Origin of the sequence: Rhodococcus sp. IC4_135 (assembly GCF_011602025.1) — a bacterium.
GTDB classification, from domain to species: Bacteria; Actinomycetota; Actinomycetes; order Mycobacteriales; family Mycobacteriaceae; genus Rhodococcus_F; species Rhodococcus_F baikonurensis.
Map to the genome: position 1 here is coordinate 1 of NZ_JAAOLG010000037.1, position 23,803 is coordinate 23,803.

Here is a 23,803-nt window from a genome sequence, read left to right on the forward strand (position 1 = left end):
AGGAGCGTTTCGAGAGTACGACGGTCTTCGTCGAGACAGTCACACAGTTCGCGGGCGGACGTGCGCGGAGCTGATGAGAGTTCGATCTGTCCGCCAGGTTCTACGGTGACGAGGCTGCCGCGTGGAAGCGGCGCCGCCGGTGAATCCGGGTCGATACTGGTGGGTGCGTGTCGCCCGAGTGCCTTTGCCAGAGTCGCGGCTGACGGCCGCTCTCCGCCGGGAACCTGGCTGGTCAGCCACTCGAGCTCAGCTCCGACCAAACGGGGTGGCCCCTGTTTGAAGCACACACCACCGACGTAGGCCTCGGCCGCAGGACGTGAATCCACCTGCGTGGTCTGTGCTGCTGTCAACGCTGCTGTCACCATTAGACTTCCCCTTCGGGCGGTCTTCGCGGTCGTTACCGACGATAGAACGCCAACGTCCGAGATGCACCCTTTGTGGTGTTACGTGTCGTTGAATTTCTTCAGTCGTATCCACCGGTACCCACAACCGGCGAGAACCACACCTGCCCCGGAAACAACCGCGATCCACGGAAGTGTGACCACCAGAACGACACAACCAGCCGCGCCGACGGCCTGCAACCACTTCGGATACAACCGGTCCACACCGCGTTGGCTGTACGCACTCACGTTCGCGACGAAGTAGTAGAGCAGCACTCCGAACGACGAAAAGCCGATCACCCCACGAAGATCGGTTGTCGAGACCAAGACGATCACAACGGCACCGACCACAAGTTCAGCATGGTGGGGGACCCCGAACCGCGGATGGACGGCAGCGAGCGAAACGGGCAGATCGCGCTCGCGGGCCATGGCCATCGCCGTGCGGCTCACTCCGGCTATCAAAGCCAGCAGCGCCCCCGCCGACGCCGCCGCGGCACCGATCACCACTACGGGAACGGCCCAGTTCCACCCGGCTGCGCCCACTGCATCGGCGAGGGGCCGCGCCGAATTCGCCAGCCGATCAGGTCCCAGTGTCACCAGCAGTACCACCGCTACCAGTGCATAGAGGACAACCGCGACGGTGAGTGCAATCAGAATCGCCCGCGGAATCGTGCGGCGTGGATCGCGCACTTCCTCCCCCAGCGTCGCGATCCTGGCGTAACCGGCGAAGGCGAAGAACAGCAGTCCCGCCGATTGCAGAATCCCGTACCACGACCCGAACGCGAGATCCGGGAGCTCGCGCACCGCACCAGGGCCGACGACGGCAACCACCAGCGCTACACACAGTGCTGCCGTCGACACGGCGACGATCACCCTGGCCATGTGCGCCGTCCGTGTCACCCCGCGGTAGTTGACCGCAACCAGCGCCGCTACTACCAGCACCGCAACGGGAACACGCCAGGACGCCGGAACAACGTACGTCGCGAAGGTCAGAGCCATTGCCGCGCAACTCGCGGTCTTCCCGATCACGAACGACCAGCCGGCGGCAAACCCCCACCAAGGTCCAAGCTGCTCACGTCCGTAGACGTAGGTCCCACCTGACGTGGGGTATCTGGCTGCAAGCTGGGCCGACGACGTCGCGTTGCAGTAGGCGATGAACGCTGCGATCGCCAAGCCCACCAGCAACCCGGTACCGGCTACTGCGGCAGCAGGCGCGAACACCACGAAGACTCCGGCGCCGATCATCGCGCCGAGGCCGATAACTACGGCATCGGCCGTGCCCAGCCTTCGCTCCATCGGGACAGCTTCGTTCACAGGTAGTTTGAACCACACCGACATGAACGGAAGGTGCCATGTTCGATCTCGACACGATCCGCCGCGACACTCCTGGATGCCTGGACAAGGTGTTCCTCGACAGTGCAGGGTCCTCGCTCCCGCCCGAGCCGGTGCTGACCACGATGATCGAGCACCTGCGACGTGAAGCCGACGTCGGCGGATACGTCGCAGCTGCTCGTCAGAGCGGCGCCCTGGCTGCTGTTCCGCATTCGCTGGCCCGGGTCATCGGCGCTCAGGCAACCGATATCGCGTTGACGGACAGCGCAACCCGCGCGTGGAACGACTTCTTCGCCGCCGTTCCGCTCGGACCTGGCGATCGAATCCTCATCAGCGGAGTCGAATACGCGAGCAACGCCATCGCCGCTCTGGGTCGGGCGCGCTCCACCGGCGCCGGAGTCGAGATCATTCCGAGCGATCAAGACGGACGCATCGACCTCGACGCACTCGAGGCCATGCTCGACGATCGGGTTCGCCTCGTCTCCGTCGTCCACGTCCCCACCAACGGCGGCCTGATCAACCCGGTCCGTGAGGTCGTCGAACTCGCCAGGGCCCACGGCTCTCTCGTTCTGCTCGACGCGTGCCAGTCCGTCGGCCAATTGCCCATCGACGTCACCGAACTCGGCGTCGACGCACTCAGTGCCACCGGGCGCAAATGGCTTCGCGGGCCACGCGGGACCGGATTCCTGTACGTCCGCCCCGGACTCGTCGACGCGCTCGAACCCGCTGCGATGGACCTGCACGGAGCTGAATGGACCGGCGGGGACAGCTACGTCCCTGCGCCGGACGCAACACGATTCGAGCTCTGGGAAACGAGTGTCGCTGCGCGCCTGGGTCTCGGCGTCGCCGCCGATTATCTGCTCTCGATCGACACCGACACGGCGTGGGCGCAGATCGAATCCCGAGCCGGCGCACTGAGGCAAGGTCTGGCCGCGATTCCCGGAGTCGAAGTCCGCGATCGAGGAACTCAGCTGAGCGGCATCGTCTCCTTCACCGTCGACGGCGTTTCCGAGCACCTCGTGCGGGATCAGCTTGCAGCACAGAACATCACCGTCACCGTCAGCGGTCGCGGCTCCACGCTCCTCGACATGGATGCCCGCGGGCTCGACGCCGTGGTTCGCGCATCGCCGCACTACTTCGTCGACGAATCGGACCTGGACGCATTTCTGGGAGCAGTCAGGAGACTGCAAACCTCCCGTTGACCGGGACCACGCCTGATCTGCGGAAGTCGAAACTGCAACTGTGTGGCGATCAGTAGTTTCGTCTTCCGAAAGGACGCTTCGCATGGCCGACCCGACCGTCAGACCGATCTCCGCTGCAGACATCACCACCTGGGACTACGAGGCCGACGTCGTCGTCGCGGGATACGGCATCGCCGGCGTCACTGCTGCGATCGAAGCAGCGCGAGCCGGCGCCGAGGTTCTCGTCCTGGAGCGGACGGGCGGTTGGGGCGGAGCCGCGTCACTGGCGGGTGGATTCATCTACCTGGGCGGTGGAACGCCGTTGCAGAAGGCGTGTGGGTTCGAGGATTCGGTCCAGAACATGAAGACGTTCATGAAGGCAGCGCTCGGACCCGGAACCGACGACGCAAAGATCGATGCCTACTGCGAGGGCAGCGTCGATCATTACAACTGGCTCGTCGACGCCGGCGTCCCGTTCAAGGAATCGTTCTGGGGTCAGCCCGGCTGGGAACCACCGTACGACGACGGCCTCATGTACTCGGGCGGTGAGAACGCTGCGCCGTTCAACGCGCTCGTCGATCCCGCGCCCCGCGGACACGTCCCTCAGATGACCGAGAAGAAGACCGGTGAGCAGGGCGGCGGCTACATGTTGATGAAGCCACTCGTCGAGACGGCCGAAAAGCTCGGTGTCCGAGCAGAATACGACCTGCGCGTCCAGACTCTGGTGGTCGACGGTGATCGGGTTGTCGGAGTACTCGCCAAGCGTTACGGCAAAGACGTCGCGATTCGTGCCCGCAAGGGTGTCGTGCTGGCGATGGGCAGCTTCGCGTACAACAACGAGATGGTGCGCTCGAACGCACCTCGCATCTTCGGCCACCCGGCAGCCTCCATCGAGGCCCACGACGGCCGAGCAATCCAGATCGGTCAGGCTCTCGGCGCCGACACCGCACACATGGACTCCACGGAGGTCGCGTTCTTCTGCGACCCACAATTGATGGTGCGCGGCATTCTTGTCAACGGCCGCGGTCAGCGATACATCCCCGAGGACACCTACCCGGGCCGCATCGGACAGGCAACACTGTTCCAGCAGGACAACCAGGCATTCCTCGTGATCGACGAAGCTGCGTACGAGGAAGGCATGAATGCCGAATCGTCCAGTGCGCAGTTGCGGGCGCAACCGACCTGGGTAGCGGAAACCGTCGAGGAACTCGAAGCCGAAATGGGGCTTCCCGCCGGATCGCTGCAATCGACCGTCGACCTCTACAACCGGCACGCGACTGAAGGGTCGGACCCGGTGCTGGGTAAGAAGCCGGAGTGGGTCAAGCCGATCGTCGGACCATTCGCAGCGATCGATCTACGCGGCCGCACAGGCGGATTCACGCTCGGCGGGTTGAAGACCACCGTCGACTCCGAGGTTCTGCACGTCTCGGGTGCGCCGATCCCCGGGCTCTTCGCGGCAGGCCGTTGCACGTCCGGTGTCTGCGCAGGTGGCTACGCCAGCGGAACCAGCCTCGGCGACGGCAGCTTCTTCGGACGTCGTGCCGGAATCAGCGCGGCGCGTTAGGTCACCACAACCCGCACGCCGTCGGCAAAGCGGTACGGCTGAGTCTGCAGGACTGCGCCGAGGTGTTTCCTCAGTCTGGACACCTCGGCGCGCACTGCCACGACGTGCTCGCGATCGCCGAAGAGCACTTCGCTGAGGCCTGCGGCATCCACGCCCGCCGAACCGACGGCTGCCAGGGCCCGCAAGATCTGAGCGTGACGCGGCGAAAGCGCGCGCGTCCAGTTGGCATCACCACGCACCGTCACCTGCGGCGATGCACCGAGGGACAGCTCCAGTTCGATCACCGGTCCGCCGACGCCGGTGCGCAACAGCCAGCCGTCCCCGAGCGGCTCAGGCAGACACATCCCCAGACCGGGCACGATGACGGGCTTGCCCGCACTCGGTGCCGCCACGCGGTCTGGTGCGGCAATTCCGCTGGCGCCTGCCACCCAGCCGAACTCGTCCACCACCAGCGCCGGACCCGTGCCGGCCGCGAACAGCGGCGCCGCCCGCGAGCGCAGGCGCTCGAGCGTAGCCGCGTGCTCGCGCCACAGCGTCGCCTCCGCGAGGCGAACCGCGGTTCGGACCAACGCGACAGTGGTGGGATGCACCGAGGCTGCGGACCCACTGATGTCCACCACTCCCAGAATCTCGCCGGTCCGCGGATCATGAACCGGTGAGCCGGTGCACGACCAATTGTGATGCGTCGGCGCATAGTGCTCGGCCGAGAAGAGTTGCACCGCAGAATCTTCGATCAGCGCGGTGCCTATTGCATTGGTACCCACCGATTGCTCCGACCAGCGCGCGCCTTCGGCGAACCCGAGAGCGTCCGCCGCACGTTTGACGGTCTTCGCCCCTTCGCGCCAGAGCAGGACACCGTCGGCGTCGGCAACGACCACGATGAAGCCCGCGTCCTCGGCGACCTCGGTGAGCGTGGTTCGCAGTTCCGGCAGAACGCTGCGCAGCGCGGTACGCGAACGCCTCGACTCCAACTCGGAGAAGTCGGCGACAGCAGACGCACCGCAGTGATCCGGCGTGAGCCCGCCCGCGGCCACTCTCGACCACGATCGCGCCACGACGGTCCGCGGCTGCGCCGGTGGTTCCTGCCCGGAGAGAACTGCGTCGTGCACCCGACTGAGTAGGCGGGCATGCTGCGACAGGTCGGTACCCGGCACGACGGCACCGAGCCGACTGCCTTCGGGAGCGTTCCCCACGGTGGTCACTCCGTCAGGCTACCGCTTTCACTGTGACGCGAACCACGTCCACACGGCCAGGTCCCCACCACCTGCGATTAGCGGCGGGGAGCAAACTCCGGTAACGTATCCAAAGTTGTCTCGGCGAGGGTGAATCGCAGCAGTTCCACACGTTGCAGGTTTACCGTGATCGACGCGGCTACGGCTCAGCTCGAGCGTTTCGCTCCTGGCCGTGTGCGCGCCTGTCTCACTTGTCGCAGGCAAAACCACACGTCAGTAACCGAGCACGAACCCCGTGAGTTGTAGGAGCCGTTTCATCATGTCTGAAGAAAACAACCTCGTCGCCGTCGTCCGCACCGAATTCGGCAAGGGCGCAGCTCGCCGCGCACGTCGCGACGGCCAGGTCCCCACGGTTCTCTACGGCCACGGCGAAGATCCCCGCCACCTCAACGTGCCGGCACGCGACTTCGCCGCCATCCTCCGCGCACACGGCACCAACGCCATCCTCACCCTCGACATCGAGGGCACGGAGCAGGTTGCACTGACCAAGTCGGTCGTCGTGCACCCCATCCGCAACTACATCGAGCACGCTGACCTCCTCGTCATCAAGAAGGGCGAGAAGGTCACGATCGACGTGAACGTCATCGTCGTCGGTGACGCGGCTGCAGGCACCATGGTCGCGCAGGACGCATCCACGATCTCCATCGAGGCCGACGCGCTTCACATCCCCGAGCAGATCGAGGTTTCGGTCGAGGGTCTCGAGATCGGTACCCAGATCCTGGCAAGCCAGCTCGAACTGCCCAAGGGCTCGACCCTGCAGGCTGACGCCGACACCCTGATCGTCAACGTCGTTGCTGCACCCACCGAGGCAGACCTCGAAGAGGGCGCAGAAGCTCCCGCCGCCGACGAGGCTGCAGAAGAGGCCTGATCCTCTCGGTTCCTACAGAACTCACTGCGCGCGGCGCGTCATTCCGATTCGGAGTGACGCGCCGTTCGCGCGTAGCAGGAAAAAGAACAAGCCAGAAAGTAGCGACCGTTGAGCACAGATACCGCCCTCGTCATCGGCTTGGGTAATCCCGGCCCGCAGTACGAGAAGACTCGGCACAACGTCGGCTTCATGGTCGCCGGCACCCTTGCCGGGCGCATGGGCGGAAAGTTCAACGTACACAAGAAGAGTGGCGCCGAAATCGTCGAAGGTCGTCTCGCCGGCCGACGCGTGATTCTCGGAAAACCACGCTCGTACATGAATCTCTCGGGTGGCGCTGTCGCCGGTCTCGCGCGGTTCTTCTCGGTCGACGCGGCGAACATCATCGTCGTCCATGACGAACTGGATCTCGATTTCGGGACAATCCGACTCAAACTCGGCGGCGGCGAAGGCGGCCACAACGGCCTGCGGTCCATTTCGAGTTCGTTGACCACCAAGGACTACCTGCGCACGCGCGTCGGGATCGGTCGCCCGCCGGGCCGTATGGACCCGGCGGACTACGTTCTCAAGCCGTTCTCGTCCACGGAGCGAAAAGAACTCGATCTCGTGTGCGAAGAGGCCGCGGATGCCGTGGAACTACTGCTCGAACTCGGCCTGGAAGCCGCACAGAACCGCCTGCACTGACGGTCAGTTACCCAGCAGGGCAGCCGAATTGGCGCGTCGAAGCTTTCCCGACGACGTCTTCGGGATACTGCCGGGCCCCAGGACCGCAACGGCGCGAGGTCGGACACCGACGTCGGCAACCACGGCGTGGACCACTTCACGCTCGATACGCTTGACCTCTTCCGGATCCTCGAAAGCGTTGGTCTCGACGGCGACCGCAAAGCTCTCACGCTTCTGGCCGGCATCGAGACGGATTGCGACGGCATTTCCGGGACGCACACCGGCAACACTTCCGGCCGCTCGCTCGATGTCGGTCGGATACACGTTCCGGCCGCCCATGATGATGACGTCCTTGACTCGCCCGCACACCACGACCAGGCCTTCTTCGGTGAAATAGCCGACGTCACCGGTATCGAGCCAACCGTCGGCGTCCTGCGCCGGCTTGTGTCCGTCGACTGTGACATACCCCGGAGTGACTGCCTTGCCGCGAACCTCGATGATTCCGACGCCTCGGGCCGGGAGCACCTGGCCGTCACGATCGACGATGCGACCCTCGAGGTCAGGCACCATCTTTCCGAGTGTGGCGAGGGCACGAGCGTTGGGACGATTGGACGGCACCGCCCGAGACATCGACTCGAGAAAGTCTGGATCGACGTAGTCGAGAACCTGGCCTTGATCGGGATCCGGAATCGACACGGCCAGGGTGGTTTCCGCCATTCCGTACACGGGGGCCAGAGCAGTCGGGTTCAACCCGAAACGCGCGCCCGCCTCGGCGAGGGCATCCATCGTGTCAGGATCCACCGGCTCGGCACCGTTCCACATGTATCGGACGCTGGACAGATCGACTGCCCCGTCCTCTGCCTGTGCGAGTCGACGAGCCAAGAGGGAGTATGCGAAGTTCGGTGCGGCAGTGACAGTTCCGCCGTACTTGCCCATCAGTTCCGCCCACAGCACCGGGGTGCGGAGGAAGTCCATCGGCGTGATGCTGATGACCTCCGCGCCCACCTGCATCGGAACCGTCAAGAACCCGACCATGCCCATGTCGTGGAACAACGGAAGCCAGCTCACCATCACGTCGTCCTCGATGGAGAACTTGATGCGGTTGATCATCGCGTACGCATTTGTGTAGAAGTTCTCGTGCGTGATCTGGACGGCCTTGGGTGATCCGGTGGAACCGGACGTCAGCTGCTGGAGAGCGATATCCGATTCGGCCGTCTCCACAGGATCGATCGATGTTCCGCCACGAAGCTCGTCCACTGTCACGACGGTGATGCCACGCTCTTCGAGGAGCGGTTTGGCCGCGTCGAAGGGCGCACCCAGGATGACGGCTTTTGCCGAGATCATGTCGATCACCGTCTCGGTGTCCTGAGCCCAGACACCCAGATCCGTTCGGGGGGTCGGCTGATGCAGCATCGTCACCGACGCACCGCGCATCCACGTCGCCTGGCAGGCAGGTGCGATGTCGACGGGCTGTCCGGCGAGAATGCCGATCGCGACGCCGCGATCGATACCGACGTCGGCCAGGCCACCGGCCATGCGCCGAGCTTCCTGGTGGATGTCGCCCCAGGTCTGACGGAAAGCGTTGTCCGGCTCTCCCGTCACCAGGCCGCGGTCGGTGACTGCGGCGGTCGCATACATCTCTTCGGTGAACTTGCTCAACGCAACTCCTCGGTCAGTGTCACTCTTCGATCAGTGCAACTCTTCGCAGGACACAAATGGCTGTGTGTTCGAACACACACATACATGGATAATCAGCGATCGTTCGCCGAGTGTTACGCCGCAGTGGCTATTGCATTGTGGTCTGCGAGTATCCTTTCTCTGTTGTGCTGCCGCACTCTCCACCTGTCCGCGCACCGGCACGTCGCCGGCACTGACGCCCACTTCGAGAGGTTCTTCGTTGACTACCCCGTCCGACTCGACCGTCCCTACCGACTCGACTGTCCAGTCCGACATCGAAGGCCCCGAGTCCACCGAGAGCGGGTCGGTCGCGGTCACGACGACCACCAAGGGCTTGTCCGCAGAGGCGGATCGTCGCCGCACCTTCGCCGTCATCTCGCATCCTGACGCCGGTAAGTCGACACTCACCGAAGCGCTCGCACTGCACGCGAAGAAGATCTCCGAGGCCGGCGCCGTTCACGGCAAAGCCGGCCGCAAGTCGACGGTCTCGGACTGGATGGAGATGGAGAAGGCCCGCGGCATTTCCGTCAGTTCCACCGCACTGCAGTTCAACTACCACTCCTCCGAGACGCCGGACGAGCAGATCAACGTCATCAACCTCGTCGACACCCCCGGTCACTCCGACTTCTCCGAGGACACGTATCGCGTCCTGACCGCCGTCGACGCGGCGGTCATGCTCATCGACGCTGCCAAGGGCCTCGAACCGCAGACGCTCAAGCTGTTCCAGGTATGCCGCCACCGCGGCATTCCGGTCATCACTGTCATCAACAAGTGGGACCGGCCCGGTCAGACTCCTCTCGAACTGCTCGACGAGATCAGCGAACGCATCGGCCTCACTCCCACTCCCCTGTACTGGCCCGTCGGCATCGCCGGCGACTTCCGCGGACTGCTGCGGCGCGGCGAAGACGGTGAGGCTCGCGAGTACGTCCGCTTCACCCGTACCGCAGGCGGCGCGAAGATCGCCCCCGAAGAGGTCATGGACGCCGACGCGGCGCTCGCCAAGGAAGGCTCCGAGTGGGAGACCGCGGCCGAGGAGAGTGAGCTGCTCTCCGCTACCGGCCAGGACCACGATCAGGAGATGTTCCTCGCCGGTCAGACGTCCCCGGTGATCTTCGCGTCCGCGATGCTCAACTTCGGTGTCCGCCAGATCCTCGACACTCTCGTCGAATTGGCGCCGCCGCCGCGGGGCCGCGAAGACCTCAGCGGTAAGCCGCGCGAGGTCACCGATCCGTTCAGCGCGGTCGTCTTCAAGGTGCAGGCCGGTATGGACACCGCGCATCGTGACCGACTGGCATTCATGCGCATCGTCTCCGGCGTGTTCGAGCGCGGCATGGTCGTCACGCACGCCCAAACCGGCAAGCCATTCACGACCAAGTACGCCCAGACGGTCTTCGGCCGTGAACGTTCCACCGTCGAATCCGCGTTCCCCGGCGATGTCGTCGGCCTCGTCAACGCCACCGCACTCGCACCCGGTCACACGCTGTACACCGAGAAGAAGGTGGAGTTCCCGCCGATTCCGTCGTTCGCGCCGGAACACTTCTCGATCCTGCGCGCCGAAAGCGCCGGCAAGTACAAGCAGTTCCGCCGAGCGGTCGACCAACTCGATTCCGAGGGCGTCGTCCAGATTCTTCGCAACGACATCCGCGGCGACGCCTCCCCCGTCATGGCGGCTGTCGGCCCGATGCAGTTCGAGGTTGTCGCAGCGCGCATGAAGGCCGAGTTCAACGTCGAGGCCAAGATGGAACCGCTCGGCTACGCATTGGCTCGCCGTACCGACGCCGCGTCCGAGGTCGAACTGAACCGTCAGCGCGGTGTGGAGGTCTTCACCCGATCCGACGGCGTCCTGCTCGCCCTGGTCAGTGACAAGTGGCGACTGCAGTACATCCAGAAGGAACTCCCGGATCTGACGCTCGAACCCCTCGTCGCTGCTGCGGACTGATGAGCCTGATCGAGGCGCTGTTCGACGCCGAGCTGCACATCGGCAGCGCCACGATTCTCTGGCGAGAGATCATCGGAAACGCGTTCGGAATAGGCTCCGCGATCGCGGGCGCGCGACGCTCGGTATGGGCGTGGCCTGTCGGTATAGCCGGAAATGCCTTGTTGTTCACGGTGTTCATGGGCGCGCTTTTCCACACGCCGCAAGAGCTCAATCTCTACGGCCAGGCCGGCCGTCAGTTGTTGTTCGTCACCGTCAGCATCTACGGATGGACCCAGTGGCGACGTGGGGCACGTGACTCCGGTCGCGCAGTCCTGCCCCATTGGGCGACAGCCCGCGAGCGCATCGCCATGATCGCCGTCATGGCAAGCGGCACAATCGCTTTCGCCTGGATCTTCGACCTTCTCGGCTCGTACGGAGCGTGGGCGGAGGCCTGGATCTTCACTGGCTCCATCCTCGCGACGTACGGCATGGCACGCGGCTGGACCGAGTTCTGGCTCATCTGGATCGGCGTCGACGCCGTTGGTGTTCCCCTTCTCTTCCGAGCCGGCTACTACCCTTCGGCGATCCTCTATCTGGTCTACGCATTCTTCGTATTGTGGGGCTTCGCAATGTGGCTGCGCATTCAACGCCGAACTCCACAAGGGGTGTGACCATAAACGAACTCCTGGTATGTTTGCGTCGATTAAGCAAACCAGCGGTCTGTTTACGGGCATCAGGAGCGAAACAATGGAAGACAAGAATTCCCACGGAATAGCGGGCCCCAACGGTTCCGGCAACGGATCGAGAGCCAGTGGTTCCGCGAGTAATGGTTCTGCGAGCAACCTTTCCACGGGTAACGGTTCTGCGAGCAACGGTTCCAACAGTGCCACCGCCACAGCGGATTTTCTGTCGACCGCACCCAAGCAATCGGACGCATTCACGTTTCCGCTTCCTGCCCGAACCACGGCCGCACACAGCAGCGGAGAGGACCTTTCAGTGCCAGCTTCAACACGCGAATCATCGAGGACACTCGAGACTCGGAGTCGCACCGTCGTCCGGCGCGACGCGATGGGCGTAGCCGCCGTTCGAGTGGCCGGGCGACTCACCCACACCGAACTCATCGCAAATCAGGCCTCACCCTCGAGCACGCACTCCTCCGACCCGACGACGGATCTGGACGAGTTGCTCACGATGCTCGGCAGCTACCTGTTGTCTTCGGGCTTCGAGCACCCCGAAATCCACGCCAAACTCGGTGGACAGTCGATCGTCGTCAACCTCGTGTCGCCGGAGATCAGCGCCAGCTGAGCTCGACCCAGCTGTTCAGGGCCACAGCACTGCGCGTGCCCATGCTCGGTCCGAGCCACGCCGGTACAACCACCGCTGATGCCGACGCCCGGAGTCTGCCTGCCAGAACTCGACAGACTCCGGCTCGAGGCACCACGCCCGCCAGTCCTTCGACACGAACCCCGGGTCGCCGCCGATTCTTGCTTCCGCAGCGGCCACCGATGTCTCGTACGCCCCGGAGTCTTCGAGTACCTCACTCTGCTTACTCGCCGTCGCCACCGCCCTCGCAGTGACGGATCGTTCGACGAAGTCGCGGGTCCGAATTGCGTCGTCACCCTCGCGGACCAATCCGCGAATCCGGACCTGCTGGCCCGTCTCACGCCAGTAGAACGCCAGGGATGCTCGCGGATTTTCTTTCACCTCAACACCTTTCGGTGAAGCAGCCGAACCGGAGAACCAGAAACCGCCCTCGGTCACGTCCTTGAGGATGAGGAAGCGGGAATCAGGCATACCGTCACCGTCCACGGTCGAGAGCGCACACACGTGTGGCTCGACGACGCCGAAGGCCACGGCCGCACGGAGCCAGTCGAGGAACAACTCTCCCGGCTTATCCGGAAAATGTTCAGGCGCGGGCGGCGGAGTTCCGGTCAGTGCGGGGATACCGCGAATCCACGTCCGTACGTCGGGCAGCGAGAAATCTGCATCAACCATGAGCCGACTCTAATCGTGAGCGGCCTCAGGAGACGTTGCGAACTACCGAGTCGCCGAACGACGGTTGCTGCAGCAGTGCCCACTTGTTGGACGTCAATCGGAAACTCGGCATGTCGGCGAGCGCCACCACCGATTCCCAGGTTCGCTCGTAGCTCGTGTGGGAGATTCGCCATTCACCGTCGCTGCAGCGGGTGTATCTGTCGTGATAGAAGGCCGATCCGCGAAGCAGCATGCCGTCTTCGGGGATGACCACTGTGTCCGCGAGGCACCAGATCCCGGTTGCGGTGTCTCCGTCGACGTCGATCTCGGGTTGCCCGCACTGATGTTCGGTGATGATGTGTGAGCCGAGGGTGTTCTCGAGGAAGGAGACGAATGAATCCCGGGAATCGAAACTGAGTTGTTCTCCGTAGATCGCGGTGGCGTCGACGGTCAAAGTGTCGGCGAATTCGACCCACGATTTGGTGTCCAAGGCGCGTGCGTATCGGTACTTGAGTCTTTGGATGAGAACAATCGCTTCGAGATCCATGATCCCCGCCTCCCGGTGCAGCAACCACCCGTCCTATGTGTGCACATTAGCCTGTATCACGTCGAAACGGGCATTACTCTCAAAGCTAGTAGAAATGTCAGCCGATAACACGCTTTTCCAGGCCGTCGAGCATGATCGTGATCTTCTCGTCCAACCAACCTCGCCCGTGCCACGTCGATTCGTCGCCGATCCCCTCGACCAACGACTCCGACGCATTCCAGCTCTCTTGATACGCCTGGCGCGCAGAACGTGAATCCGCGGAGCTCACGGTCTTGTCCATCGCCGCCATCATGGCGAACTGCGTCATGGTCACCTCGGAGATGAAGTCCACCGCCAGGACTGCGTCATGTGGTGTGAAGCCTTGCGCAGTCAACGAACCGACCAGTCTCTCCACGATCTCGATTATCGCCGGCGGCGTGCCCGGAACTGCGAGACCGACCTGGGCTAGACCTGGATAGCGCTCGAACGAGGACCACAGAACGTCGCAGAAATCCTTCAGGAATTCACGCCACGGGCGATTTGTATCGGGCCATACAGTCTGACGCACAACATGATCCGAGCAGGCTCGCAGCAGCGCTTCGCGGTCGGCGAAGTAACGATAAAGTGCAGAATGACTGACGCCCAGACGCTTTGCCACACTCGGCATGGTCAATTCACTCAGATCACCAGCCAGGGCGGCCTCGACGATGTCCGCTGTCGACAACGTCGGCGGCCGCCCCGTCTTCTTTCCGGTCTGCATTCTGCTCAGCTTGCCACCAACCGCCATCCCGACGCACGGTGGCGCTGATTCCAGAACGCGGCGTAGTTCCCACCGGCTGCGAGCAGAACTTCGTGGGTTCCCACTTCGACGATCGAACCGTCGTCACCGAGCACGATGATCTGGTCTGCGGCCACGACGGTCGACAGTTTGTGAGCGATCACGAGCAGTGTGCTTTCACTGGCGAGTTCCTGCATCGCACGCTGCACATGGGCCTCGTTCTCGGGATCGAGCGCGGCCGTCGCCTCGTCGAGCAGAACGATAGGTGCTCGTTTGAGGAGTGCGCGCGCGATGGACACCCGCTGCCGCTCTCCACCGGACAGCGCCGTCCCGCCCTCACCGACACGGGTGTCCCAACCCCGCGGGAGGCGCTCGACGATTTCCGCGACGCCCGCGATCCGAGCGACGTCGAAGACCTCCTCGTCCGTGGCTTCGGGGCGGCCGAGGCGGATGTTCGCGATCAACGTGTCGTCGAAGAGATACACGTCCTGGAAGACCAGGGACAACTGCGACATCAGGTCGGCACTCGTGAGGTCCCTTACGTCGACACCACCGACACGCACTACCCCGGAGTCGACGTCGTAGAAGCGCGAGATCAGCCGGGTGACGGTTGTTTTGCCAGACCCTGACGGACCGACCAACGCCGTCAACGACTTCCGTGGCACGTCGAAGGAGATGTTTCGCAGAACCTGCCCGCCGTCGGCGTAACCGAAGTCGACGGCGTCGAACTGCACGGCCGTCTCCCCCGTCGCCTGCCCGCTGGTATCGGGTTCGACCAGTGGTTCCACTTCGAGGATCTCGGACATCCGCCGGATTTCGTTGCGTGCCATTCTGATTGCACCGCCGAACTCGCCGATCTCACCCAGCGGCTGGATGAACCGTGCGGTCAGGCCGAGTAGCGCGATCAACGTGACCGGGTCGATGTCGCCGCCGAGCGCGAGGAACGCGCCCAGGATGATCACGGCAGAGAACACGAACTGCAGGGCGATCCCGTTCACCACGGAACCGATCACCACGAACCACAGTTGTGAACGACCAGCGGTGTGCTGAGCTTCGATCGCGTCGTCGAGCGGCTCGTACACCCCGTGGGTGCGTCCGAAAGCACGCAGGACCGGTTGGCAACGCGCGTATTCGAGCACTCGATTGTTCGACTCGACGGCCGCGGCATGCGCCCGATCGTCGGCCTTGGCAGTCATCGTCGCTGCAAATCGTGCTGCCACGAACAGAATCGGAACACTGATCACCAGTGCGAGCCCGAGCCGCCAATCGAAGAACAGCATGCACACGACAATGGTTGCCGGGCTGGCGATTCCGGAGATGATCGGCGTCATCAGATGCGCAGCCGCCCCCATCACCGAGATGGTGCCCTTGCTGGCGACCTGCGATACCTGGCCGAGTCGGCCGGCACCGAACCAACCGAGCGGGAGTGTGACGAGGTGATCGCCGAGGCGCAGATGCATCGTCCGCAGCAGAGTGAGCGCCGACTCGAACCCCTTTATGGCCTGCAGGTAGTGCGCAATCGAACTGATCACGGCGCACACGGCCATCGCGGCGAGCCACCGAACGAAACTGCCCCAGTCCTGCTCGAACAGCGCCTGCACGGTCGGCACGAGCAATGCCACGGCCAACCCTTGCATCACGCCGTACAACACTGCCCACACCAGGAACTCGCGATAGCGGCCCTGATTCTGCGGGCCGAGTATCCGGAAGAGGTCGCGAATCATGAGTTGGCCTTTCCTGCTGCGTCAGACATACCTGCGATGCTGTCGGCCCGACTGTGTTGAATCGAGTCGGCCCGACTGTGACTCGCCCACATCCGGGCATACGTTGAACCATTCGCAACGAGCTGATCATGCGTGCCCTTCTCCACGATCCGCCCGGCGTCGAGGACCACGATCTGATCGGCACTCACGATCGAAGCCAACCGGTGCGCGATCACCAGCACCGTACGGCCGACCGTCAAGCGCGACAACGCTTCCTGGATATCGGCTTCGGACTCCGGGTCCGCGAACGCCGTCGCCTCGTCGAGCACGAGAACAGGGGTATCCGCGAGGATCGCCCGCGCGATGGAGACTCGTTGCGCCTCACCGCCCGAGAACCTGGCGTCGACTCCGACCACGGAGTCGTACCCGCTCGGAAGCGCTTCGATTCGGGTGTCGATCTGCGCAGCCGCGGCGGCAACCTTCACCTCCGCCAACGACGCCTGCGGCCGGGCAAGCCGAATGTTGTCGAGCACAGTCGCTTCGACCAGCTGCACGTCCTGCAGAACGAATCCGACGTGGCGGTACAGCTCGTCGGTAGCGACTTCCCTGACGTCGACACCACCGATCACCACGGATCCGGCACGCACATCGTGGAACCTCGGAACCAGCGTCGCCAGGGTCGACTTACCCGAACCCGAAGGTCCGACCAACGCCGTCACCGTCCCCTCCGGCAGTGTGAGATCGATGTCGGACAGAACATCGGCGCCGTCGTCGTAGGCGAAGGAGACTCCGGAGAATCGAACTTCGTTCCCCGCAGGCTTTTTCGGATGATCTGTTTCCGGCAGAGCGTCGGTTGCGAACAGCGCGATCAGTCGCGCCGCAGCGGCGGCTGCCTCACGGCGTGCCTGCATACCGAAACCGATGGTCGTCACCGACACCGGAATCACCATCGCGACAAGAGAACTGGTCAGCACATCGATGGGTGACACCCATCCGGAGTGGACGAACCACGAACCGAGACCAAGGTTGACCACCAGCACTACCGGTGCACTCAATGCAATCGAGGCCAGCGCCTCGGTTCGCAGCATCGGGCGAACCCAACCCTCGTACGAGACGGCGAAAGCCTTTGCAGCATCGCGGTATCGAGAATGTGACTGCTTGTCCTGACCGAAAGTTTTGACCACTGCGATGCCGGTGACGAACTCGACGATGGTGTTGCTGATAGCCGCGATGCCCTCATTCATCCGGCTCATCTTGACTGCCATGTCCTTGGTCATCGTCGCATAGGCGATCATGTAAATCGGGAGTGTGGCAATCGCGACCAATCCCAGACGCCAGTCGATCGAAATCACGTAACCGAGCCCGACCAGTGGCACCGCGATGGCGCCGGTGGTCTCGACGGCGCTGTGCGCAACCAGGTAGTGGAGATCGGAAATGTCGTTCTGCGCGGCTTTGCGCACGGTTCCGGACGAGTGGGAGGTGAACCAGCCCAGTGGAAGTCGACCGAGAGTCGCTGCGATTCGACGCCGCAGCACCGCCTGCAGATTCACATCGGCGAAGTGCGTCACGATCAACGCACCGCCTCCGAAGAACGCACGCATACCCAGACCGAAGACGACCACCCACACGATCGTCCAGACACGAGACGAGTCGACGTCACCGCCCACGATCAGCGTCTTGCCGAGTTCGGCGATGGCCACGTACGGCACGATGGCCGCGACCGCGGCGATCACCTGCATCACCATCGCGATGGTGGTCCGCGTGCGAACTGGAGCAAGGAGTTCGCGTAGCGCACTCTTGTGCGCCGCCGCTTCCGCCTTGGCTCGCGAGGCTTCGGCCGCAGATCCGTGCGGTGCGTCAGCCTCCGCCGGTGGAACGTCTGCTGCCTTGTCCTGTGTTGTCGTCATTTCGAGAACGCCTTCCATCGGGTGACTGCGTCGGTGTCGGATGCGATGCGGCCCTGGAGTTCCGCGCCGGTGAGAGTGCGATCGGCAAGAGCCTGGAGGTCTTCGAGGATCCAGTAGACCGCGAAAGGATAGCTGCCGAACCAAAGTTCACCGCTCACGTCCGCCGTGCGTCCGGCCTTCACTGCGGCGATCTCGTTGAACAGTGGATTTGCGTGAACGAGAGCGCCGTCGTAGATGTTGCCCGAGGTCACGACCATCGCGTCCGCCGCGTGCTGTCCAACCTCCTCGCCCGACACCGAAGACGTGGCAACACCTGTGTTGGGGCCGATCTTCGCGTCGAGTTCGGCTTGCGGGCGCCCGAAACCGGCTTCCTCGATGATCGAGGACATCGGCGACTCCGGAATGACGGTGTAAATGCCGCCGGAGAATCCCACCAGCACTGACAACGTCTGTGGTTGCGCCTCGACCGTTCCGGATACTTCGGCAAATTTGGTCTCGAGCCTCGACACGATTTCGCGAGCTTCGGACTCTCGACCCAATGCAGTCGCCGCGGTATTCAGAACTTCGCGCCACGGCGCCGCATAGGCGAGCACCGTCGTCGGGGCAATCTCGTTGGCCTGCGAGGTGATCGACGTCAGCGAGCCGACATCACTGAGCAGGATTCGGTCAGGATGAACGGCCGCGATCTGCTCCACATCTGGTGACTGGAAGAACGTCGGTTTGTCGATGACCTCGATCCCCTCGCTCTGCAATATCTCCTTCGCCGCGTGCGATTGCAGCGTGGCGAAGACCGTATCGGGCCTGACCCCGAGTGTGAGTGCGTTGAGCGCTGCAAACTCGTCCAGTGCGAGCAATTTCTGAGGTGCAGGTACGGCCGACGACTCGCCTGTTTCCGATGCGTCTGCGTCATCGCCGCCCACGGAGCAACCGACAAGCGCCGTTGCTGTCGCTGCGAGTGCCGTTGCTCGTAGGACCCACTGCTGACGCATCTATCTCTCCCCGCCTTAGTTACATGCTGTCTCGATTAGGGGAGCCTACAATAACTCATGCTGTTTGTGCAGCCTTCTTCACCGGAAGTGCAATTGCCGGCAGACAGGCGACGACACTGATGACTGCACCCATCACGAACGCCACCGCGAACGAGTCGCCGGAAATGCCGATCGCCAGGACTGCCGTGGTCACCGGCGCACCCACCGCCGATCCCACAGTCCTGATCACGCTGTTCACACCACTGGCTGCCGCCATTTCCGATGGTGGGACGATCGAGGCAACCAACAGGGCACAGACCGCGAATCCCACGCCGTTCCCCAAGCCGACGAGGGAGAAGAACGCGACGATCGCAACCACTGAACTCGGCCAGATCGCGAGTCCGACTGCGCCCGCCGCCATGAGGGCAAGCGCCATGACCGCGGGCACCCGCGGCCCGTATCTCCGCGAGAGAGCCGGCGTCAAGCGACCACCGAGGAAGACGAGGACAGCGGCGGGCAAGAGTGCCAACCCCGTCTGTACAACGGTGAATCCGCTTCCATACGTAGATGATTCCGGCGCTTGGAGGATCCGTGGCAGGCAAAGGTAGAAGATGTACGGCACGAACCCGAACACCAGGGTGAGTGCACTGGTGATCATCATCGGCTTGTCCCGAAAGACTCGCATGTCGACGATCGGCGCGTCGTGGCGGGAATCCACGGCAATCAATACTGCGAACGAGACGAACGCGATCACCACCAGACCCCAGAATCCTAGCGACAGGACTCCCCAGTCGGAGGCCTTGGTTATCGCCAGGAGCAGGCTCACCAGCCCGAACGCCAGGGCACCGGCACCGGCCCAGTCCGTCGGCATACCCGGCCGGCGATGCGAACCAGGAACCACAGCCACTACCGCAGCCAACGCGAGCACGATCAAGATGCCGGTGATCACGAACAGCCAGTGCCAACTGAGATACTCGAGAATGACGCCGCCGATCACCAGTGCACTTCCGGCACCGATCCCCAAAGTCCCAGCGAGCCAACCTATCCCCGAAGACAACTCGGGGCCTGCGACCGTTCTCCGCAGCACTGCCATCGCGAGTGGGAAGCTCGCCATACTCACTCCCTGGACAGCCCGAACGACAAGCAGCACCCCGATATTCGGGGCGGCCGCCGCGGCGAATGTCGCGAGAGCAAAGATGAACAGGACGATCACCAGGACTCGCTTGTCCCCGAAACGGTCACCCATCGCCCCGACGATCGGAGCCAGCACCGCGGCCGCCAACAGGTACGACGTCAGAATCCAGCCCGTAACCGCCACGGATGTCTCGAAGTGCTCACCCAACACCGGCAACGCCGGCACCAGCATGGTCTGCATGAGCGAGTAGACGAGTACCGCCCCAGCCAGCGCGGCGATCACCCGACTCCCGGATCGCACGGGCGTCTCCACCAAGGTTGCCATCATTACCTTCCTCTGGATCACGATTTGAATCGGAACGGAGCATTCCGTTCCGATTCAGTAAATCACGCATTGCTAGCCTGTGGGGATGGTGAAAGAGAATGCGGGCCTTCCCGGGCGCGCCCGCGAAGCCGCAGACAACGACGTCACCGTCCTGCGCGCAGCACGCGAGATCTTCGCCGAACAGGGTTGGAATGCACCGGTATCGGCAATCGCCGCACGCGCCGGAGTCGGAGTCGGAAGCATCTATCGGCGCTACCGCGGCAAGGAGGAGCTGGCGCAAGCCCTACGCGTCTGGGCGATCGACCACCTCGCCACTCTTGCCAGAGAGTGCGTGAGCAACGCAGACACCGACGAAGCCGTACTGAAGACGTTCTTCTCGCGATACCTCACCGAATCGGTGGGACCGCTCATTCCCGTCCTCGGCGGCAGATTGCCCGAACACGCCGAAGTAACCCGCGCCGCAGCTGAATTGGAGGCCGCACTGCAGTCGATGGTCGACGCCTGCATCGACACTCGCGAAGTCCCGCCCGACTTCACCTCTGCTGACGTCATGCTCATGACAGTGCATCTGCGGCCGACCCTGCCGATCGAGGGCGATCGAGCCACCGAAATACACACGCGCTACCTCGACTTCATGCTCGACGGACTTCGTGGCGGAAAACCCCGACCGTCGAGCACTCCCCCGTCCTGGAGCGAATGGCTTCAGATGTGGCAGGGCAACTGACCCCGACGACCCCCGAGCGATGGATCAGGTTAGGCTTACCTGGCTTAGTTCTCCATGTTCGGAAGGTTCCATGAAAATCAATCGCCGTCTCACCGGCTTCGCCGTACTACCCGCCGTTGCGGCGCTCCTCCTCACCGGCTGCGGAAGCAGCGACGCACCATCTTCTGCCGCGACCGATTCCGCCGACCAGTCCTGGAGTTATACAACGGGATACGGCAACACGATCACCCTCGATCATGCCCCCGAGCGGATCGTCGTCGATGCGTATTCCGCAGCTGCGCTGTGGGACTACGGCATTCGGCCGGTCGGAATCTTCGGTTACGGCGTCGGCAATCCAGACGTCACCGATCACGCCGACGGGTCGACGATGACCGTCATCGGCCGGGAAGGTGAACTCAGCGCGGAAGCTCTTGCCGCACTGGATCCCGACCTCGTCATCGGGTACGGCAACAGCGACGACCCGACCCGCTGGACATGGTGGGACGAGCCGATGGGCAAGACCGTCAACAATGTCGCACCGTTTGTCGGCGTCAAATTCTCCGGAGCCTCGACACCGGACGTGTTGAGCGAATACGCCTCACTCGCCGAAGCTCTCGGCGGGAACACCGACACAGCCGCAGCACGCGAGGGCAAGGAAGCATTCGACTCCGGTGCAGAGCGCATCCGGACGGCCGCGGCCAAGGTCGACGACATCGAAGTCCTCGCCCTGAACGGTGACGGGTCCGAGTTGTACGCAGGCACAACAGCGCTCGCTCAGTTCGGGTACCTGAAGGAACTCGGCGTGAAGTTCACCGGCCCGGGAGGCGACAAAGGCTGGGCCGATCTCAGCTGGGAACAGGTCCCGGACTATCCGGCGGACATCGTGTTCCAGTTCGCGAAGTCGGCAGAAGCATTCGCAGCATCACCGGTGTTCGTCAAGCTGCCCGCGGTGACCGCGAACCAGGTGATCGACTTCGACGACAAGCGTCCCAACACCTACGCCAATTACGGCGCCTGGTTCGAGCAGGTTGCTCAGCTACTCGACCAGGCCCGCAACGTCGCCTGACCTACTGCCCAGCGGTGAATCGCCCGGCCGCTTCCTCGAGAACGTCGAGGAAGATGGCCGCGGTGAGCGCGAATCCTTGGTTGTATCGTGCGTCGCTCGTCAACACGTTGCCCGCCTGAACTGCAGGCAACCGCTGCCACGTCGGCTGCGTCTTGATCGCGTCGAGCGCTTCCTGATCGCGCGCCTGGGCGATGATCACATCCGCCGGAGCCAACGTGTCGAGTTGCTCGAACGACAACTCGAACGAGTTCTCTGCATTGTCGTCGTCACGGAAAAGTACGTCCAGGCCGGCATCGATGGCAACACTGATCCGCAGATTCCGCTGATGCACAAGGAATCCGGTCGGCGTCTGAACGCCGAACACGATCTTCTTTCCGCCCAGCTTCTCCTGCAACATCGGTCGCAGTCTCGCGAGCTTGTCGTCGTACTCCGCGATGGAAGCCTCGGCGATCGCCACACGGTCGAGTTGGCTCGCCTGCGCCATCAGCGCACCTCGCCAGTCGACCGGGTGTCCGGCGATCGGCTCGACGTCGTCGCCGACGACCAACAGCGGCGCGATGGAAGACAAGCGCTCCGTGCCGTACCAGTCACTGGTGTAACCGATCGCGGTGATGACGATCAGGTCGGGCTCGAGAGCGAGCAGAGCCTCGAAATTGGTGGAGAAGTCGCCGGCGACGTTGACGAAGCTCGCGTCCTCGATGGTGCGGCCGGGAAATTGGAATCCTGCCTTGGCGTCGGGGAACCAGAAGTTCCCCGAACCGACGATCGGGTAATCCATCATCATGGCGAATTCGAGGTCGACGCGGCCGTCGAGCACCACCACACGCTTCGGGTCGCGCGGAATGTCGCCACTGAACTCGGCCCACGTGTACGGGAGAGTGTCACTGGCAGAGTCGGATTCGCTGTCGGAGCTTCCGCAGGCGCTCAGCGCCAGTGCTGCAGCCACACCGGCTGCGCCACCGAAGAATCGACGCCGTGAAATGCGGTCGACGATCTGAGCCCACTCCGATTCGGTGACCTGCGCATCCAGGACGAGGGTCATACCTTTGCTCCTTCGATGTTTCGCTGACGCTCGCGTCCCAGCGGAATGACAAGCGGTGTATGGGAAACCGGATCGTCGATGATGCGGCACGCCATGCCGAACACCTCCTGCACCAGTTCTTCGGTGATGATCTCCGCGGGCGGGCCTTCGGCGACCACGGCGCCGTCCTTCATCGCGATGATGTGAGTTCCGTAGCGGCACGCGTGATTGAGATCGTGAAGCACCGCCACCAGCGTGTGTCCGTCGTTCTCGTTCAGATCGCGGCACAGCTCCAGCAGCTCGATCTGATGCGCGATGTCGAGGAACGTCGTCGGCTCGTCCAGCAGCACCAACGGAGTCTGTTGCGCGAGAACCATAGCGACCCAGACACGTTGGCGCTGACCACCGGACAGTTCGTCGACCGGCCTGGCCGACAGATCCGTGACCTTGGTTGCCTCCATCGCCTTGATGACGGCGGCTTCATCCTCCCGGGACCACTGACGGATCAGCTTCTGGTGCGGATAACGTCCTCGCGCAACCAGATCGGCGACTTTGATGCCGTCCGGCGCGATCGACGTCTGCGGCAGAAGCCCGAGTCGCCTCGCGACTTCCTTGGCCGGGTACGACGTGATCGCTTTGCCGTCGAGGAGAACTTTGCCGGTAGTCGGCTTGAGCAACCGCGACAACGCACGCAGAAGCGTCGACTTGCCGCAGGCGTTGGGGCCGACGATGACTGTGAAGCCACCGTCGGGGATCTCGACGTCGAGGTGCTCCGAGATGACGCGCTTGTCGTAACCGATCGTGACGTCCTCGGCGCGAAGCCGATTCGTCCTTTCAGCCACGACGGCGGCCGTACTTGTCTCGTTCACGCTGTTCCTCGTTCCTT

21 protein-coding genes and 1 pseudogene are annotated in these 23,803 nt (G+C 63.5%); 9 read left to right on the forward strand and 13 right to left on the reverse strand.

The annotated features are described in order from the left end of the window. Together G8767_RS31170 and G8767_RS31175 are read right to left on the reverse strand one after the other, a co-directional pair. Positions 1-365: pseudogene (locus tag G8767_RS31170) on the reverse strand (ergothioneine biosynthesis glutamate--cysteine ligase EgtA); the annotation flags it as partial. Positions 366-443: 78 nt separating this feature from the next. Further along, on the reverse strand, positions 444-1,718 hold the full coding sequence (locus tag G8767_RS31175) for an APC family permease (protein WP_166813714.1): 1,275 nt from the start codon (positions 1,716-1,718) through the stop codon (positions 444-446). Positions 1,719-1,732: 14 nt separating this feature from the next. Here G8767_RS31175 and G8767_RS31180 point away from each other — a divergent pair, with 14 nt between their 5' ends. Together G8767_RS31180 and G8767_RS31185 are read left to right on the forward strand one after the other, a co-directional pair. Beyond that, complete coding sequence (locus G8767_RS31180; RefSeq protein ID WP_166813715.1) at positions 1,733-2,914, forward strand: aminotransferase class V-fold PLP-dependent enzyme; 1,182 nt, start codon at positions 1,733-1,735, stop codon at positions 2,912-2,914. 82 nt (positions 2,915-2,996) lie between these two features. Continuing rightward, the gene (locus G8767_RS31185; protein WP_166813716.1) at positions 2,997-4,457 is read left to right on the forward strand and encodes an FAD-dependent oxidoreductase; all 1,461 of its coding nucleotides are present in this window, start codon (positions 2,997-2,999) and stop codon (positions 4,455-4,457) included. Here G8767_RS31185 and G8767_RS31190 read toward each other — a convergent pair. Next, entirely contained in the window at positions 4,454-5,659 is a 1,206-nt protein-coding gene (locus G8767_RS31190; protein ID WP_234036827.1) for a GAF domain-containing protein, read from the reverse strand. The genes G8767_RS31185 and G8767_RS31190 overlap by 4 nt on opposite strands. A gap of 289 nt (positions 5,660-5,948) precedes the next feature. Between G8767_RS31190 and G8767_RS31195 the strand changes: the two genes are divergently transcribed. Next, a complete protein-coding gene (locus tag G8767_RS31195; RefSeq protein WP_003946242.1) occupies positions 5,949-6,557 on the forward strand; it encodes a 50S ribosomal protein L25/general stress protein Ctc in 609 nt (202 codons plus the stop codon). Between the two features lie 108 nt (positions 6,558-6,665). Continuing rightward, entirely contained in the window at positions 6,666-7,238 is a 573-nt protein-coding gene (gene pth / locus G8767_RS31200; RefSeq protein ID WP_003946229.1) for an aminoacyl-tRNA hydrolase, read from the forward strand. A gap of 3 nt (positions 7,239-7,241) precedes the next feature. Here the strand turns inward: pth and G8767_RS31205 are convergent, their stop codons facing one another. Next, positions 7,242-8,876, reverse strand: coding sequence for a fatty acyl-AMP ligase (locus tag G8767_RS31205; RefSeq protein WP_124567123.1), 1,635 nt, complete (start codon positions 8,874-8,876; stop codon positions 7,242-7,244). 238 nt (positions 8,877-9,114) lie between these two features. Between G8767_RS31205 and G8767_RS31210 the strand changes: the two genes are divergently transcribed. The 3 genes from G8767_RS31210 (at position 9,115) to G8767_RS31220 (ending at position 12,117) form a co-directional block, all read left to right on the forward strand. Then, positions 9,115-10,833, forward strand: a complete 1,719-nt coding sequence (locus tag G8767_RS31210) for a peptide chain release factor 3 (RefSeq protein WP_166813717.1) — start codon at positions 9,115-9,117, stop codon at positions 10,831-10,833. Next, entirely contained in the window at positions 10,833-11,483 is a 651-nt protein-coding gene (gene pnuC / locus G8767_RS31215) for a nicotinamide riboside transporter PnuC (protein ID WP_124567125.1), read from the forward strand. Before G8767_RS31210 ends, pnuC begins: the two co-directional genes overlap by 1 nt. 76 nt (positions 11,484-11,559) lie before the next feature. Then, positions 11,560-12,117, forward strand: coding sequence for a hypothetical protein (locus G8767_RS31220; RefSeq protein ID WP_095973545.1), 558 nt, complete (start codon positions 11,560-11,562; stop codon positions 12,115-12,117). Positions 12,118-12,132: 15 nt separating this feature from the next. Here the strand turns inward: G8767_RS31220 and G8767_RS31225 are convergent, their stop codons facing one another. From G8767_RS31225 to G8767_RS31255, 7 genes are all read right to left on the reverse strand, one after another. Continuing rightward, positions 12,133-12,807, reverse strand: coding sequence for a pyridoxal 5'-phosphate synthase (locus G8767_RS31225; protein WP_166813718.1), 675 nt, complete (start codon positions 12,805-12,807; stop codon positions 12,133-12,135). A 25-nt stretch (positions 12,808-12,832) separates the two neighbouring features. Further along, positions 12,833-13,333: a nuclear transport factor 2 family protein gene (locus G8767_RS31230; RefSeq protein ID WP_003946235.1), complete on the reverse strand. Its 501-nt coding sequence runs from the start codon at positions 13,331-13,333 to the stop codon at positions 12,833-12,835. A 97-nt stretch (positions 13,334-13,430) separates the two neighbouring features. Then, positions 13,431-14,072 carry a TetR/AcrR family transcriptional regulator gene (locus G8767_RS31235; RefSeq protein ID WP_234036829.1) on the reverse strand — a complete coding sequence of 214 codons (642 nt, stop codon included), beginning with the start codon at positions 14,070-14,072 and terminating at the stop codon, positions 13,431-13,433. A gap of 5 nt (positions 14,073-14,077) precedes the next feature. Then, positions 14,078-15,814 carry an ABC transporter ATP-binding protein gene (locus G8767_RS31240; RefSeq protein WP_166813720.1) on the reverse strand — a complete coding sequence of 579 codons (1,737 nt, stop codon included), beginning with the start codon at positions 15,812-15,814 and terminating at the stop codon, positions 14,078-14,080. Beyond that, positions 15,811-17,700 carry an ABC transporter ATP-binding protein gene (locus G8767_RS31245; protein WP_240952930.1) on the reverse strand — a complete coding sequence of 630 codons (1,890 nt, stop codon included), beginning with the start codon at positions 17,698-17,700 and terminating at the stop codon, positions 15,811-15,813. The genes G8767_RS31240 and G8767_RS31245 overlap by 4 nt, the downstream gene beginning before the upstream one ends. Then, the gene (locus G8767_RS31250; RefSeq protein WP_166813724.1) at positions 17,697-18,689 is read right to left on the reverse strand and encodes an ABC transporter substrate-binding protein; all 993 of its coding nucleotides are present in this window, start codon (positions 18,687-18,689) and stop codon (positions 17,697-17,699) included. Before G8767_RS31250 ends, G8767_RS31245 begins: the two co-directional genes overlap by 4 nt. Positions 18,690-18,744: 55 nt before the next feature. Continuing rightward, positions 18,745-20,127 carry an MFS transporter gene (locus tag G8767_RS31255; RefSeq protein WP_166813726.1) on the reverse strand — a complete coding sequence of 461 codons (1,383 nt, stop codon included), beginning with the start codon at positions 20,125-20,127 and terminating at the stop codon, positions 18,745-18,747. Between the two features lie 85 nt (positions 20,128-20,212). Between G8767_RS31255 and G8767_RS31260 the strand changes: the two genes are divergently transcribed. Together G8767_RS31260 and G8767_RS31265 are read left to right on the forward strand one after the other, a co-directional pair. Beyond that, complete coding sequence (locus G8767_RS31260; protein ID WP_166813728.1) at positions 20,213-20,851, forward strand: TetR/AcrR family transcriptional regulator; 639 nt, start codon at positions 20,213-20,215, stop codon at positions 20,849-20,851. Between the two features lie 70 nt (positions 20,852-20,921). Continuing rightward, complete coding sequence (locus G8767_RS31265; protein ID WP_166813730.1) at positions 20,922-21,896, forward strand: ABC transporter substrate-binding protein; 975 nt, start codon at positions 20,922-20,924, stop codon at positions 21,894-21,896. Between the two features lies 1 nt (position 21,897). On the opposite strand, the gene G8767_RS31270 is transcribed toward G8767_RS31265, so the two are convergent. Together G8767_RS31270 and G8767_RS31275 are read right to left on the reverse strand one after the other, a co-directional pair. Beyond that, the gene (locus G8767_RS31270; RefSeq protein WP_095973553.1) at positions 21,898-22,938 is read right to left on the reverse strand and encodes an ABC transporter substrate-binding protein; all 1,041 of its coding nucleotides are present in this window, start codon (positions 22,936-22,938) and stop codon (positions 21,898-21,900) included. After that, positions 22,935-23,786 (reverse strand): ABC transporter ATP-binding protein, encoded by an 852-nt coding sequence (locus G8767_RS31275; protein WP_234036832.1) that lies wholly within the window; start codon positions 23,784-23,786, stop codon positions 22,935-22,937. Before G8767_RS31275 ends, G8767_RS31270 begins: the two co-directional genes overlap by 4 nt. Between the last annotated feature and the right edge of the window lie 17 nt (positions 23,787-23,803).

What these genes read in the sequence shown, in the direction of transcription:
- G8767_RS31175 (WP_166813714.1), bottom strand. Translation starts at nt 1,718, where the DNA reads ATGTCGGTGTGGTTCAAACTACCTGTGAACGAAGCTGTCCCGATGGAG.
- G8767_RS31180 (WP_166813715.1), top strand. Translation starts at nt 1,733, where the DNA reads ATGTTCGATCTCGACACGATCCGCCGCGACACTCCTGGATGCCTGGAC.
- G8767_RS31185 (WP_166813716.1), top strand. Translation starts at nt 2,997, where the DNA reads ATGGCCGACCCGACCGTCAGACCGATCTCCGCTGCAGACATCACCACC.
- G8767_RS31195 (WP_003946242.1), top strand. Translation starts at nt 5,949, where the DNA reads ATGTCTGAAGAAAACAACCTCGTCGCCGTCGTCCGCACCGAATTCGGC.
- pnuC (WP_124567125.1), top strand. Translation starts at nt 10,833, where the DNA reads ATGAGCCTGATCGAGGCGCTGTTCGACGCCGAGCTGCACATCGGCAGC.
- G8767_RS31220 (WP_095973545.1), top strand. Translation starts at nt 11,560, where the DNA reads ATGGAAGACAAGAATTCCCACGGAATAGCGGGCCCCAACGGTTCCGGC.
- G8767_RS31225 (WP_166813718.1), bottom strand. Translation starts at nt 12,807, where the DNA reads ATGGTTGATGCAGATTTCTCGCTGCCCGACGTACGGACGTGGATTCGC.
- G8767_RS31230 (WP_003946235.1), bottom strand. Translation starts at nt 13,333, where the DNA reads ATGGATCTCGAAGCGATTGTTCTCATCCAAAGACTCAAGTACCGATAC.
- G8767_RS31235 (WP_234036829.1), bottom strand. Translation starts at nt 14,072, where the DNA reads ATGCAGACCGGAAAGAAGACGGGGCGGCCGCCGACGTTGTCGACAGCG.
- G8767_RS31240 (WP_166813720.1), bottom strand. Translation starts at nt 15,814, where the DNA reads ATGATTCGCGACCTCTTCCGGATACTCGGCCCGCAGAATCAGGGCCGC.
- G8767_RS31245 (WP_240952930.1), bottom strand. Translation starts at nt 17,700, where the DNA reads ATGACGACAACACAGGACAAGGCAGCAGACGTTCCACCGGCGGAGGCT.
- G8767_RS31250 (WP_166813724.1), bottom strand. Translation starts at nt 18,689, where the DNA reads ATGCGTCAGCAGTGGGTCCTACGAGCAACGGCACTCGCAGCGACAGCA.
- G8767_RS31255 (WP_166813726.1), bottom strand. Translation starts at nt 20,127, where the DNA reads ATGGCAACCTTGGTGGAGACGCCCGTGCGATCCGGGAGTCGGGTGATC.
- G8767_RS31260 (WP_166813728.1), top strand. Translation starts at nt 20,213, where the DNA reads ATGGTGAAAGAGAATGCGGGCCTTCCCGGGCGCGCCCGCGAAGCCGCA.
- G8767_RS31265 (WP_166813730.1), top strand. Translation starts at nt 20,922, where the DNA reads ATGAAAATCAATCGCCGTCTCACCGGCTTCGCCGTACTACCCGCCGTT.
- G8767_RS31270 (WP_095973553.1), bottom strand. Translation starts at nt 22,938, where the DNA reads ATGACCCTCGTCCTGGATGCGCAGGTCACCGAATCGGAGTGGGCTCAG.